Raw genomic sequence first — 13,493 nt, 5'->3', positions numbered from 1 at the left:
CTTCAGCCTTTACTGACAAGTTCAGGCCACAACAAAAAGCTCTCCGGACAAACCGAAGAGCTTTTATATGCCGATGGCCGGACTCGAACCGGCACGGATTGCTCCGCTTGATTTTGAGTCAAGTGCGTCTGCCAATTCCGCCACATCGGCTTATGATCCGGCTTCTCGAAGAAGCCAGATATGATTATATCATTTTTAAATATCAATTGCAATATGCAAATTAGACTCCGATGCTATTATTATTTTATCAGCTTTTTTCCTATCTCAAAGCAGTCAAATGTCGCAAAATAATCCGCCGGTGTCTCTGCTCTTCTTATAAGCTGAACGCTGCCGTCCTCTTTCAGAAGAAGCTCTGCTGATTTGAGTTTACCGTTGTAATTGTAACCCATAGAAAATCCGTGGGCGCCGGTATCATGGATCACAAGATAATCACCTCTGTCTATTTCCGGCAGCATCCGGTCAATAGCAAACTTATCATTGTTCTCGCACAGCGAACCTGTCACATCATACATGTGATCACATGGGGCGTCCTCTTTTCCAAGTACTGTGATATGATGATATGCTCCGTACATTGCCGGTCTCATCAGATTGACCGCACATGCGTCCACCCCGATGTATTCCTTATGCGTGTGTTTCTCATGGATTGCTTTCGTTACAAGGCATCCGTATGGTCCCATCATATAACGTCCGAGTTCTGTGTAGATTGCTACATCTCCCATACCTGCAGGAACAAGAACTTCCTCGTAGACTTTACGCACGCCTTCTCCGATGGCACGGATATCATTCGGCTCCTGATCCGGTCTGTACGGAATTCCGATTCCACCTGACAGATTGATAAACTTAATATGCACGCCTGCCTCTTTCGAGAGTCTTACCGCCTGCTCAAACAGAACCTTCGCCAGCATCGGATAATAATCATTTGTCACTGTATTGCTCGCCAGAAACGCGTGAAGCCCGAATTCTTTTGCTCCTTTTGCTTTCAGTATTTTGTATGCCTCGAGAATCTGGTCTGTTGTCATTCCGTATTTTGCATCTCCGGGATTATCCATGATGTCGTTGCTGATCTTAAACAGTCCGCCCGGGTTATAGCGGCAGCTTATTGTCTCCGGAATATGTCCGATCGCCTTTTCCAGGAATTCAATATGAGTAATATCATCCAGATTGATGATCGCGCCCAGCTTATCCGCCAGAACAAAATCTTCCTCCGGAGTGTCATTTGAAGAAAACATGATATCTTCGCCTGTAATATCCAGAGCCTCTGAGAGCATGAGCTCAGTAAAGGAGGAGCAGTCGCAGCCGCAGCCATACTCCTTTAAAATGTCGATCAGGAACGGATTAGGCGTCGCCTTCACCGCAAAATACTCTTTGTATCCCGGATTCCACGAAAACGCTTCCTTCAGCGCCTTTACATTCTCCCTGATTCCTTTTTCATCATAGAGATGGAACGGGGTCGGGTATGTCTTCGTGATTTCCTCTACCTGCTGTTTTGTTACAAATGGTCTCTTAGTCATTCTCTTTTTCTCCTTTTCGTATTTTAATCAGTTCAATCTCATTTGCCAGCGCCGTCTTAAACAGCATGACGAAATTTTTCTGTCCGGAATACAGGCATGTATTCATACTATCCTGTCCGAATTCTCCTGACAGAACATATCTGGAATCCGCGATCAGGCCGATCTGGCTGCCTTTATCCTCTGTCACATATACAAGTGCGCCCTCCATTTGATACGGGCGGTCTGTAATGAGAACAAGTTTTTTTCCGTACTTTACAAGCCTGTCCAGCTCTTCTCTCAGGCTGTCCAGACAGACGGAAGAACAAGAGAGATACACTCTCTCCTCCGCCTTCTCCAGAAGATTCAGAACCCTGTCAAGGATATGTTCCGCCCCCTCGATCGTAATATAGCCCTCTTCCTCTGCTGTCTCGCAGGTGAGATTTTCTACAAGCCACTTCTTCTCCTTCTCCATCCGCCGGATTCTGTTCCCGCAGAATTCTTCCGGACAGACCGGAATATATTTTTTTGCGTTCTCCTCCACAAGATAAGCCGCGCCTTTCTCCACAAGAGCCGCGAGAGACGTATAAGCATTGGAGCGTGAAATTCCTGTGTCTCTGGCTATTTCATAGCCGGTCTGCTTTCCCCGTGCAAGAAGCTGTTCATAGATCAGTGCCTCCTGCCTCGACAGACCGAAATGCAAAAGATATTCGATTAATCTGCTTTCTTCCATATTGCCTATATCTGCCTTATCACTTTCTCAGTCATTATATTAGTAGTATTTTTCAGGAACACTATAGTACAACTCCATTATTCTGTCAACATATTTTGCTTTTTTTCCATAAAAAATCATAACAGTCCAGTCCAGGCCATTCATAAAGCCGCACTGTTATTAAAAAATCCCGCGGGGTGCCGATAAGGCTGCTCCCGCAGGATATATTTCTAAATCTTATTCTACTGTAGCAATGCGCATCATGTTGCTCGTTGTCGTGTGCTCCTGACTGATATTCTGAGACGGAATACCAGCTGTCAGCACGACTACGTCCCCCGGCTCAATATACTGCTTTACAGTTGCAAGCTCAATTGCTCCGTTGCAGATGTCATCTGTTGTTTTAAACTGGATTGTTTTCAACGGGCGGACTCCCCAGTAAATGGACATTCTTCTTAAAGTCCTCTCATTAGGAGTCACACCGAGGATGTCCTGTTTTGGTCTTAAATTCGAGACTACTCTTGTGGTTGCCCCGCTCACAGACGGAGTAATGATACATTTCGCATTCAGATTTGCCGCTGCCAGCACGGAAGAATAACCAATCGCACTGGAAAGACCGCTCTTGAGCTGCTCACCGGTCTTATTGAGCTTTGTCTCATAATCCAGATGCTGCTCCGTATTCTCAATGATATGAACCATCATCTGAAGCGCCTCCAGAGGGTATTTACCCTGTGCGGTCTCTCCTGAGAGCATAACCGCATCTGTTCCGTCGTAAACAGCATTCGCCACATCAGTAACCTCTGCTCGTGTCGGGCGCGGATTACGGATCATAGAGTCAAGCATCTGTGTCGCCGTAATAACCGTCTTAAAGTTGTTGTTGCACTTCTGGATCATCATTTTCTGAAGGTACGGAACTTCTTCCGCAGGAATCTCCACGCCCAGATCGCCTCTTGCTACCATGATACCATCCGCCGCACGGATGATCTCATCGATATTACGGATTCCTTCCGCATTTTCAATCTTCGCGATGATCGGTGTGTACGGAGCATTCAGTTCTTTAAGATACGCCTTGATCTCAAGAACGCACTCCGCATTTCTCACAAAAGATGCCGCAATAAAATCAATCCCCTGCTCTACACCGAAACGGATATCATCTTTATCTTTTTCTGTAATGGCAGGCAGGCGCACAGACACATTCGGAACATTTACGCCTTTCTTTTCGCCCAGCTCTCCGCCGTTTACCACCTCACAGCGAATTTCAGTCTCTGTTTTACCGATGACAGTCAGACCGATCAGGCCGTCATCGATGAGGATCGTGCTGCCTTTGTCGACATCATCCGGCAGTCCTGCATATGAAATTGATACTTTCTGTGCATCGCCGACGATATCTTCTGTAGTCAGGGTAAATACCGCTCCGTTTTCCAATATTACTTTTTTTCCGTCCTTCAGCTTGCCTGTACGGATCTCCGGTCCTTTTGTATCCAGAAGGATCGCCGTATTTGCGTTAAGCTCTTCCCGGAGCTGTTTGAGCATATCCATCCTGCCCTTCTGTTCTTCATGATCGCCATGTGAAAAATTGAAACGGGCCACATCCATACCATTTAAGATCAGATTTCTCATCAGCTCTCTGTCATTTGTATTTGGTCCCATTGTACAAACCACTTTAGTTTTTTTCATAAAATAATACTCTCCTTATCTCGTAATACTTTGCTGTCACTTGACATGTTCATGTGTGAACAGATGATCCTGACAGTACTCGTAGTTTCCATTACATTTAGAACAGAAACGGAACTCCAGACACGGATCATCCAGTTCGGTCCGCCCGCAGACTGCACAGCGGTGTTTTGCCCCGTTTGTGTACTTCATATGCGGGGCTGACTGGCGTTTAAACCTTGCTTTTCTGGCCCGCTCTTTCGGACCGAATCTTCTCATATTCCGGCTCGAAAAAAAGAAAATAATAAAATTAAGAAGCGACGCTCCAATCGCCACACGCGTTCCCACTCCGCCGCGAATAAAATAATATGCAGCCATTACAACATATACAACCGCCATCCATTTCATTTTAATCGGCAGTATGAAATAGAGCAAAACTTCCATATCCGGATAGATTGCAGCAAATGCCAGGAATATAGACATCGTAATATAGTTTGTGCTGATCAGGCTCACGCTCGACAGCATCACTTCCACTCCATGTGCAAAATAGTAATAGACATACATACCGAAGACCGCAAGCACAGTAAATAAAATTCCGGAAAAGATATAGATATTATACCGGAAACTCCCCCAGGTCCTCTCAAGGGCTGTCCCGAGAGAATAGTACAGCAGCACAAGAAATACAAGTGAAATCAGATTTGTTGTCGGAGGAATCAGCACCCATGATATAATTCGCCATATCTGACCTCGCAGAATCAGCGCCGGTTCCAGTGTCAGATAACCGAGCATCTCCGGCATAAGAAACATGATGCCAAATCCGATCACATATCCCACAAGCAGATACACAGTCAGATTCGGAATCGCAAAACGTCCAAACTTTCTCTCTAATTTATCAAGCCAGTTCAAGAATGATTTCTCCTCACTTTCAAAAATGTGTTTTTCTCGCTAATCCTATACAATTGTACCTTCCGCCATACTGTTTGTCAAACGGTTGTTATTCCTTTTCATGAGTTTAACATGATCTTTATATAATTTATCCATAAGCGCAGGAATTATTTTGAAATACCTCATAATAATAACAATTGTCTTTTTAAAAATTCTGTCGTATAATGTATGTTGCTGTAAAATGTGGAAACACATTAAATAGGAAATAATACATATAAATTATACAGAAGATTGGAGAATCTATTAATGAATCCGAAAGAATTACATACTCTTGGAATCGATATCGGTTCCACAACAGTCAAGATTGCGATTCTGGACGAAGAAAATGAGGTACTCTTCTCCGACTATGAAAGGCATTATGCGAACATTCAGGAGACTCTGTCAGACCTTCTGGGGCGTGCCCTCTACAAACTGGGCCCGATCCACGTATCCCCCGTCATAACGGGAAGCGGCGGTCTGACCCTGGCCAAGAATCTTGACGTACCTTTTGTCCAGGAAGTTATTGCTGTTTCCACGGCACTTCAGGACTATGCTCCCCAGACTGATGTTGCTATCGAGCTGGGTGGCGAGGACGCCAAGATCATCTATTTTGAAGGCGGTAATGTAGAGCAGCGTATGAACGGCGTCTGTGCCGGCGGTACAGGCTCTTTTATCGACCAGATGGCATCGCTTCTTCAGACAGACGCTGCCGGCCTGAATGAATATGCAAAAAATTATCAGGCACTCTATTCCATCGCGGCCCGCTGTGGTGTGTTTGCCAAATCCGATATTCAGCCGCTCATCAACGACGGCGCGTCAAGGGAAGATCTGGCTGCGTCTATTTTCCAGGCCGTCGTAAACCAGACAATCAGCGGCCTTGCCTGCGGAAAACCTATCCGCGGACATGTGGCCTTCCTGGGAGGGCCTCTCCACTTCCTCTCTGAGCTTCGTGCCGCCTTTATCCGCACGCTGAAGCTTGATGACGAACATATCATCGCGCCGAATCATTCTCATCTGTTCGCAGCCATCGGTTCTGCACTGAATTCTAAAAAAGATACCGTGGTCGCTCTGCGGGAACTCCAGAACAGACTGGAGCGCAAGGTAAAGATGGAGATCGAGGTTGAGCGTCTTGAACCTTTGTTTGCCACGAATGCGGAATATGAAGAATTCACGGCCCGCCATGCCAAACACCAGGTACCCGTAAAAGATCTGGCTTCCTACAAAGGAAAAGCATTCCTTGGTATCGACGCCGGCTCTACTACGACAAAGGCGGCACTGGTAGGAGAAGACGGAACGCTCCTCTACTCCTTCTACCATAACAACGACGGAGATCCGCTGGGAACAACCATCAGCGCGATCAAGGATATCTACGAACAGCTTCCGGAAGGCGTGGAAATTGTTCATTCCTGCTCCACCGGTTACGGCGAAGCGCTGATCAAAGCTGCCCTCATGCTGGACGAAGGCGAGGTAGAAACTGTCGCCCACTACTACGCAGCTGCGTTTTTTGAGCCTGATGTAGACTGTATTCTGGATATCGGTGGACAGGATATGAAATGCATCAAGATCAAAAACCAGACAGTCGACAGCGTACAGCTCAACGAGGCATGTTCCTCAGGATGCGGTTCATTCATCGAGACTTTTGCAAAGTCTCTGAACTATACCGTCGAAGACTTTGCACACGAAGCTCTCTACGCGCAGAATCCGATCGACCTTGGAACACGCTGTACTGTATTCATGAACTCTAAAGTAAAACAGGCACAGAAAGAAGGGGCGTCCGTCGCAGATATCTCTGCCGGACTGGCTTACTCTGTCATCAAGAACGCGCTCTTTAAGGTTATCAAAGTATCCAGCGCCTCAGAGCTCGGAAACCATATTGTTGTGCAAGGTGGTACATTTTACAACAATGCGGTATTAAGAAGCTTTGAAAAGATTGCAGACTGCGAGGCAATCCGCCCGGATATCGCAGGTATCATGGGTGCGTTTGGAGCTGCCCTCCTCGCCCGCGAAAGGTACACGGACTGCGAAGGCACAACTATGCTCTCCATCGACGACATTAAGTCCATGGAGTATTCCACGACAATGACAAAATGCCGTGGATGTACAAATACCTGCCGTCTGACCATCAACCACTTCAGCGGCGGTCGAAAATTCATCACAGGTAACCGCTGTGAGCGAGGTCTTGGCAAGGAAAAATCAAAGAACACCATGCCGAACCTGTTCGACTATAAACTGCACCGCTATTTTGATTATGAACCCCTCTCCAAAGAGGATGCAAAGCGCGGCGAAATCGGTATTCCGCGCGTGCTGAACATGTACGAAAACTACCCGTTCTGGTTTACATTTTTCACAAAACTCGGCTTCCGTGTAGTGCTCTCTCCGACTTCTACAAGAAAAATCTACGAGCTGGGCATCGAGTCTATCCCGAGTGAATCCGAGTGTTATCCGGCGAAGCTTGCCCACGGGCATGTGCAGTGGCTGATCAATAAAGGTGTAAAACACATCTTCTATCCGTCCGTCCCGTATGAGCGTAACGAATTCGAGGAGGCGAACAACCACTATAACTGTCCGATTGTAACCTCCTACCCGGAAAATATAAAGAACAATATGGATCCGATCGTAAACGGAGACGTGGATTTCATCCATCCGTTCATTTCATTCCAGAGCGAGGAGACACTGTCCTATCGCCTGATCGACGAGCTTGGTGAAAAGTTTGCTTTAAATGAAAGTGAAATCAGATCCGCTGTTCGCGATGCATGGACGGAACTTGCCGCATGCCGCGAGGATATGCGCAAAAAAGGCGAAGAGACGATCAAGTTCTTAAATGAGACAGGGAACCGTGGTATCGTGCTTGCCGGACGCCCGTACCACATTGATCCGGAAGTCAACCACGGCCTGCCGGAGATGATCACCTCCTATAACATCGCCGTATTGACTGAAGATTCTATCTCCCACCTGCATCAGGTGGAACGACCGCTCAATGTTATGGACCAGTGGATGTATCATTCCCGTCTGTACGCTGCAGCCAACTATGTGAAGACAACCGAAAATCTGGATCTGATCCAGCTCAATTCTTTCGGATGCGGTCTTGATGCCGTAACAACAGATCAGGTGGCAGATATCCTGACCGGTTCCGACAAGATTTATACAACACTGAAGATTGACGAGGTTAACAACCTTGGCGCAGCCCGTATCCGCGTACGTTCCTTGCTTGCCGCCATCCGCGTGCGTGAGCAGAAGAACGCCGAGCGTACCATCCGCCCGTCTTCTATTGAGAAAGTACCGTTTACAAAAGAAATGCGTAAGACTCATACAATCCTCTGCCCGCAGATGTCTCCTATCCATTTTGAACTTCTGGAGCCTGCTTTCAAAGCTGCGGGCTACAAGATCGAAGTTCTCCCGAACGACAACCGTCAGGCAGTGGATATGGGGCTTAAATATGTAAATAACGATGCATGCTACCCTTCGCTCATTGTAGTGGGACAGATTATGGATGCCATCCTCTCCGGCAATTACGATACCGACCATCTGGCAGTCATCATCAGCCAGACCGGAGGCGGCTGCCGTGCATCCAACTACATTGGTTTTATTCGTCGTGCGCTGAAAAAAGCCGGATACGGACACATCCCGGTCATCTCCATCAACTTAAGCGGTCTGGAAGCAAACCCGGGATTCAAGATCACACTGCCGCTCGCCGTCCGTATTGCATATGCAGCCGTCTTCGGAGATATCTTCATGAAATGTGTCTACAGGATGCGCCCGTATGAGGCTGTCCCTGGCACAACTAACGCAATCCACCGTAAGTGGGTCAAAGTCGTCCAGAAATTTGTATCTGAAGGATATCCGTCACGAAGGAAGTTTAAAAAACTCTGCCGCGATATTATCAACGATTTCGACAACATTGAGATCCTTGATATTAAAAAACCCCGCGTAGGCGTAGTCGGTGAAATCCTTGTAAAATTCCTGCCGGCTGCCAACAATCACCTGGTAGACCTCTTAGAAGCGGAAGGAGCCGAGGCGGTCGTTCCTGATCTGATCGACTTCATGCAGTACTGCTTCTACAACCAGAACTTCAAAGTATCCCATCTGGGATTCAAGAAGTCCAAAGCACTGATCGGAAATTTGGGAATTGCAGCCGTAGAATGGCTGCGCTCACCCGCAACCAAGGCATTTGCTTCCAGCAGGCACTTTGATCCGCCGGCACACATCGAAGATCTGGCAAAAATGGCATCCGAGATCGTTTCCATCGGAAACCAGACCGGCGAGGGATGGTTCCTGACCGGAGAAATGCTTGAGCTCATCCACAGCGGAGCTGGCAATATCGTATGTACACAGCCATTTGCCTGCCTGCCGAATCATGTAGTGGGTAAGGGAGTTATCAAAGAACTGAGAAGACGCCATCCGGAATCCAATATCGTGGCCATCGACTTCGATCCGGGTGCAAGCGAAGTAAACCAGCTGAACAGGATCAAACTGATGCTGTCCACGGCATTCAAAAATCTTGAGAAAGAAAAATAAATATTTCTTCAAGAGATAAACGTTCGTTCCGCCGGGGAATGCTATAGCACAAAACCGTTCCGCTCTACCTCAAAGATTTGAATGGATGTAACGCCGGAATCAAATGTTCGTCCAACGGGACTCCATTTGACACCGCCTAACATCCAGAACAAATGCTTTTCGGAACGCTCCCACTTAATGTTTTGTTCTATAGCATTCCCCGGCGGAACTGATTTTATCTCTCTCAGACAGTTGAGAATAAAAGGGTACAGTATTCCTTTTATTTGGAAAGAATGGCTGAAGAAGTGCATATAACTTTCCGACAGCCCCTTTTATAATAGATATAGTATTGCGGCTACAGCGAGCATATGCTGACCACGATTTTAAGCAACCATGAATTTCCCAAAATACCAAGAAGGAGAATTGCGGACATTACTAAAATTTTATTCTTTATAAGGCGCTGAAAGATTTGTAAGACAATGACCAATATGATATTTTCAATTATTTTGCAGGCGAGCCGGAGAAAAAGCATCGCTGCCAGTGATATTTCAGCAGTCATGCCGGAATATTCTGGGAGATTATATACAAATACATCTATTGCCGGAAGATCGGAGAGCAGCCCGGCAGCGATAATATCAATCATTTCGTATAGTAAAATACAAACCGAGGTGGCAAGCGAACCGAGAAGGATTTTATTGCGCCGCACGTCAGCATATCCGGACAGACGGTTAATGATAGCATACATACCCGTAGTTTCTTCAAGAAAGAAATAAGGTATCAGCAGGATCAGAAACATAAAAACATATACATAATCTATCTGCCGAGCGGATAAAAGCTTTTCCCAGGCAGTCTCATAGAAAAAGGAATGAGCCTGTTTGCTGGAAACTTCGTACCGGAGCGCGTTATCATGCAAATGCGTCCAAGCGTTGAGGTAAGTGCTGATATACTTATACTCTTCCTGCTGTTCCTGAAAGCTTTCCTTATCGAGCTTACCCTCTGCATATTGTATTTGGATATTGGGGAAATCCGACAGTAATTTTGTGTACTGCTCATATCTCTCTTTTATTTCAGCAATCACAGCCTGTTCAGCGCCACCCTCATAATCGGTTACAACTTCTTTGTACAGCTTATCCTCGTTGGATTCCCTGAATTCAAAATAAGCTGCTGCAATCCTTATAGGAATCAAGAGAATAATGAGGAAAATTGCAAGGTGTGTGAAACATTTCTTACATTCATATTGAAAAAGGATATAACGGCGTTTATTCATATGTCCCCCACTTCCAGACCTTATAAAATAATATAAGCATAAAAATGAATATAGTTCCCCATATGGTAGCGAAGATCAAACGGGTTTGTGAAGCGGCGCCAGCTACTTCTATTATGTCAGACCTTAGAAAATTTTGAAAATGTAAAATGCTCATAGGATTGGCCAACCATTGCGTTCCGGTACTGTCAGAAGAGGAGAGCTGATACAGCCGCCAGTACATTCCGACGGATAACCCGATAGCTCCTATGAGCAAAAGTATATACTGTTTCAGGACTCGTACAAACAGCAGCACAAACAGAATGATCCCTATGCTGAGAAAGGCTTTAAGCAAAATATCAAGAAGGATCAGCGAAAGGATACTCATATTGATCTCACTTAACGCATACGACGGGATATTACATATATCGCTGAGCCAGTGACTCATGTCGAAATGTCCATACCAGTTAAGATAAGCGATGTACAGTCCGTTTAAAATAATTTGCAGGGCGACGCCGTAAACAAATATCGAAGCGAGCTTTGCGGCGTACAGCATTCCGTTCCGCCCGTACCGAGCGGGAAAGAGATAAGCGCCGGTATGATATTCGCGGTCTTTGAGAAATACGAGCAGTCCGGCAGAAACAATGATCAGTATATGTATGACGGAACAAAAATTATTAGGCTGCATACTGGAAATCGTTAAAAAATATATTTGCCATCCGGAAAAATCATATAGCCTGAACTCAGGTTCTTCTTCATATGCCTTTTCGAGGACAGACATTTTCTGCAGATCAAAATTCGTTCCGTTATTAGAGGACAGCGCTTCCTTTTCCGCTTTTACCTCTGTGTAGACCGCGTGTCTTTGCTGTCTGGTATTTTCAATATCCTGTAACTTGTGCGCGATCGTCAATGCGTCGCGCATCGTCATATTTTTCTCAAGATCGGGAACTGATATTTTGGCCGAAAGCTCCTGCTGCGTGAGCCCAAGGTCATATTTAGGGTGCGTTTCGGCTAATTCCAGAAAAAAATCCTTCTGTTCTCCTTCGGGATAGGAAGAAAGAGAATAAAAGATTTCAGGATCGACCGAGGAAGGCGCCTGATATACTAATACGCCCGACAAGACGATCGCCGCGCAAAAAAATACCAGTAAAAATTTCTGCCTGATCAAAAACTTTAATTCATAAAAAATAAGTCCGATCCCTTTATTTAATCCCATGTTTCGTCTCTCCTGATGGAATATTTTCCGCATAATACCGCATATATAGGTTCTCATAATCTGCGCTTTCTTCCAGCGCAGCGTCCCTTGATTTATCCAAGACGACACGCCCTTTTTTCAGAAATATAAGGTGGTCTGCAAGCTCCTGAACGTCCGACATGATATGAGTAGAAACAATAATAATTTTCTGGGAACTATATTTTTTCAAAAGATTTTTAAAATAAATACGCTGCATCGGATCTAATCCGGCAGTCGGTTCGTCCATAATAAGGATTCTGGGATTCCCAATAAGCGCCTGAGCTATACCCAGACGCTGTTTCATACCGCCCGAGTATTTACCAGTCATGGCGTCCGCTTTGTCGGAAAGCTCAAGCATATTTAAAAGCTGCTTTGCCTGCGCCCTTATCTTTTTTATATTGTCTTTGCTTTTGAGCAGTCCGATATAACATAACATTTCGTATCCGGTAAATTCCTTGTAGAACCCGAAAGTCTGTGGGAGATAGCCGATGTACCGTTTATATTTTTCATCCAGTTTAAAAATATCTTTTCCATTCCAGAAAATGTTTCCGGAAGTAGGGCGCAGTTCTCCAGCCAGCAGCCTCATCAGCGTGCTTTTTCCTGCGCCGTTCGGTCCGATCAGACCGTATATACCATTATGGAGTTCCAGATCAATATGATCTAGCGCGGTTAGATTGTGGTATTTTTTTGTGATGCCGACAATTTTTAGTTTCATTGCGTCAACTCCTGTTCGACTTTAAGGGGATGATCATAGTCGATCGTATTTGTTTCGGTATCTAATATGTAGTAAGTATAATAATCTTCGCTTAAATTGACCAGCAGATCGTCATATTCAGGAAAGCTCCAAATTAACAGATCAAGACCTTTGAATAATTGCACCGCCTCATTTTCACCGGAAGATTCATAAAGCGGACGATAATAGAAATCTCTGTCAGGCCACGTAGTATAGTAAAGAGTATCTCCCTTTATATTGTAATAAAATACATTATCTTCTACCACAGTTTTACTATCTTCTCCCTCTGAATAGCGGATCAACTGATTGTCGCCCGTCTGCTGATCTACCTGTATATAATAAATAAAATCTTCGTATACGCTGGCTCGGGTGACGCCGATTTCTTCGACCACGCGCTTCTCTCCGGCTTTGATATCCAGACGTACTAATTCAAGATCCTCTGTTATATACCATAGAGCGCCTTTATAATAAAAATTCCCCTGAGTATAAGGAACGACATCTTCAAAACGCTGTACGATATTTCCGCTCTCTATATTTTCGACGATAATGCTCTCTTCCTCTGGGTAGGCAATATAACCGCCGAACATAATTTTAGAGTTTGAAGTTCCGTAGTGTCCTTTTCCGATTTCTTCCTTTTGATTGCGGCTGATCTTGTAAATCTGATTTCCTAACAGGTAGACTTCATCATTTTCCCGTCTGATGCCGGATATATCCCGCTCTGCATAGGCGGTGCATGAATCGCTGTCGTGACTGCAGACAGGATTGTTGCAATTAATAGTCGCCTCTTTTGTACTCAGATCAAACCGGTAAACCATACCGGTTGGAGAATCGATAAAAAAGATATCCTTTCCGTCAGAGGCAAATCTTGTCGGCAGCATATAGTTTATTTCCTCACGTTCAATAGAGTCCAGACCGTCAAAAGAAATTTCGGAAAGATTTTCTGTTTTTTGAGAAGAACATCCATTCAGAACAATCATAACAATAGCAGTTAAAGCAAAAAATTTTTTATATTGCAT

9 protein-coding genes and 1 tRNA gene are annotated in these 13,493 nt (G+C 45.2%); 1 reads left to right on the top strand and 9 read right to left on the bottom strand.

Translation table 11 applies throughout. The annotated features are described in order from the left end of the window. Window positions 1-68: 68 nt before the first annotated feature. From FNY66_RS12085 to FNY66_RS12065, 5 genes are all read right to left on the bottom strand, one after another. A tRNA-Leu gene (locus FNY66_RS12085) sits at window positions 69-150 on the bottom strand. An 89-nt stretch (window positions 151-239) separates the two neighbouring features. Continuing rightward, window positions 240-1,511, bottom strand: a complete 1,272-nt coding sequence (locus tag FNY66_RS12080; RefSeq protein WP_150311305.1) for a diaminopimelate decarboxylase — start codon at window positions 1,509-1,511, stop codon at window positions 240-242. Further along, complete coding sequence (locus FNY66_RS12075) at window positions 1,504-2,220, bottom strand: TrmB family transcriptional regulator (protein WP_150311304.1); 717 nt, start codon at window positions 2,218-2,220, stop codon at window positions 1,504-1,506. The genes FNY66_RS12080 and FNY66_RS12075 overlap by 8 nt, the downstream gene beginning before the upstream one ends. 216 nt (window positions 2,221-2,436) lie before the next feature. Next, a complete protein-coding gene (gene pyk / locus FNY66_RS12070) occupies window positions 2,437-3,873 on the bottom strand; it encodes a pyruvate kinase (protein WP_087152058.1) in 1,437 nt (478 codons plus the stop codon). Between the two features lie 36 nt (window positions 3,874-3,909). Next, window positions 3,910-4,755 (bottom strand): rhomboid family intramembrane serine protease, encoded by an 846-nt coding sequence (locus FNY66_RS12065; protein ID WP_150311303.1) that lies wholly within the window; start codon window positions 4,753-4,755, stop codon window positions 3,910-3,912. A 285-nt stretch (window positions 4,756-5,040) separates the two neighbouring features. Here FNY66_RS12065 and FNY66_RS12060 point away from each other — a divergent pair, with 285 nt between their 5' ends. Beyond that, window positions 5,041-9,288 carry a 2-hydroxyacyl-CoA dehydratase gene (locus FNY66_RS12060; RefSeq protein WP_150311302.1) on the top strand — a complete coding sequence of 1,416 codons (4,248 nt, stop codon included), beginning with the start codon at window positions 5,041-5,043 and terminating at the stop codon, window positions 9,286-9,288. Window positions 9,289-9,622: 334 nt separating this feature from the next. Here the strand turns inward: FNY66_RS12060 and FNY66_RS12055 are convergent, their stop codons facing one another. From FNY66_RS12055 to FNY66_RS12040, 4 genes are read right to left on the bottom strand one after another with little or no spacing between them, the layout of a single operon-like run. Next, complete coding sequence (locus FNY66_RS12055; protein WP_087152054.1) at window positions 9,623-10,534, bottom strand: hypothetical protein; 912 nt, start codon at window positions 10,532-10,534, stop codon at window positions 9,623-9,625. Then, window positions 10,527-11,726, bottom strand: a complete 1,200-nt coding sequence (locus FNY66_RS12050) for a hypothetical protein (RefSeq protein ID WP_087152053.1) — start codon at window positions 11,724-11,726, stop codon at window positions 10,527-10,529. Before FNY66_RS12050 ends, FNY66_RS12055 begins: the two co-directional genes overlap by 8 nt. Next, window positions 11,713-12,459 carry an ABC transporter ATP-binding protein gene (locus FNY66_RS12045; protein ID WP_087152052.1) on the bottom strand — a complete coding sequence of 249 codons (747 nt, stop codon included), beginning with the start codon at window positions 12,457-12,459 and terminating at the stop codon, window positions 11,713-11,715. The genes FNY66_RS12050 and FNY66_RS12045 overlap by 14 nt, the downstream gene beginning before the upstream one ends. Beyond that, window positions 12,456-13,355, bottom strand: coding sequence for a DUF5050 domain-containing protein (locus FNY66_RS12040; RefSeq protein WP_190324836.1), 900 nt, complete (start codon window positions 13,353-13,355; stop codon window positions 12,456-12,458). Before FNY66_RS12040 ends, FNY66_RS12045 begins: the two co-directional genes overlap by 4 nt. Between the last annotated feature and the right edge of the window lie 138 nt (window positions 13,356-13,493).

The organism is Mediterraneibacter catenae (assembly GCF_008691045.1).
Lineage (GTDB): Bacteria > Bacillota > Clostridia > Lachnospirales > Lachnospiraceae > Mediterraneibacter > Mediterraneibacter ornithocaccae.
This window is presented reverse-complemented; position numbering and strand designations above follow the sequence as displayed.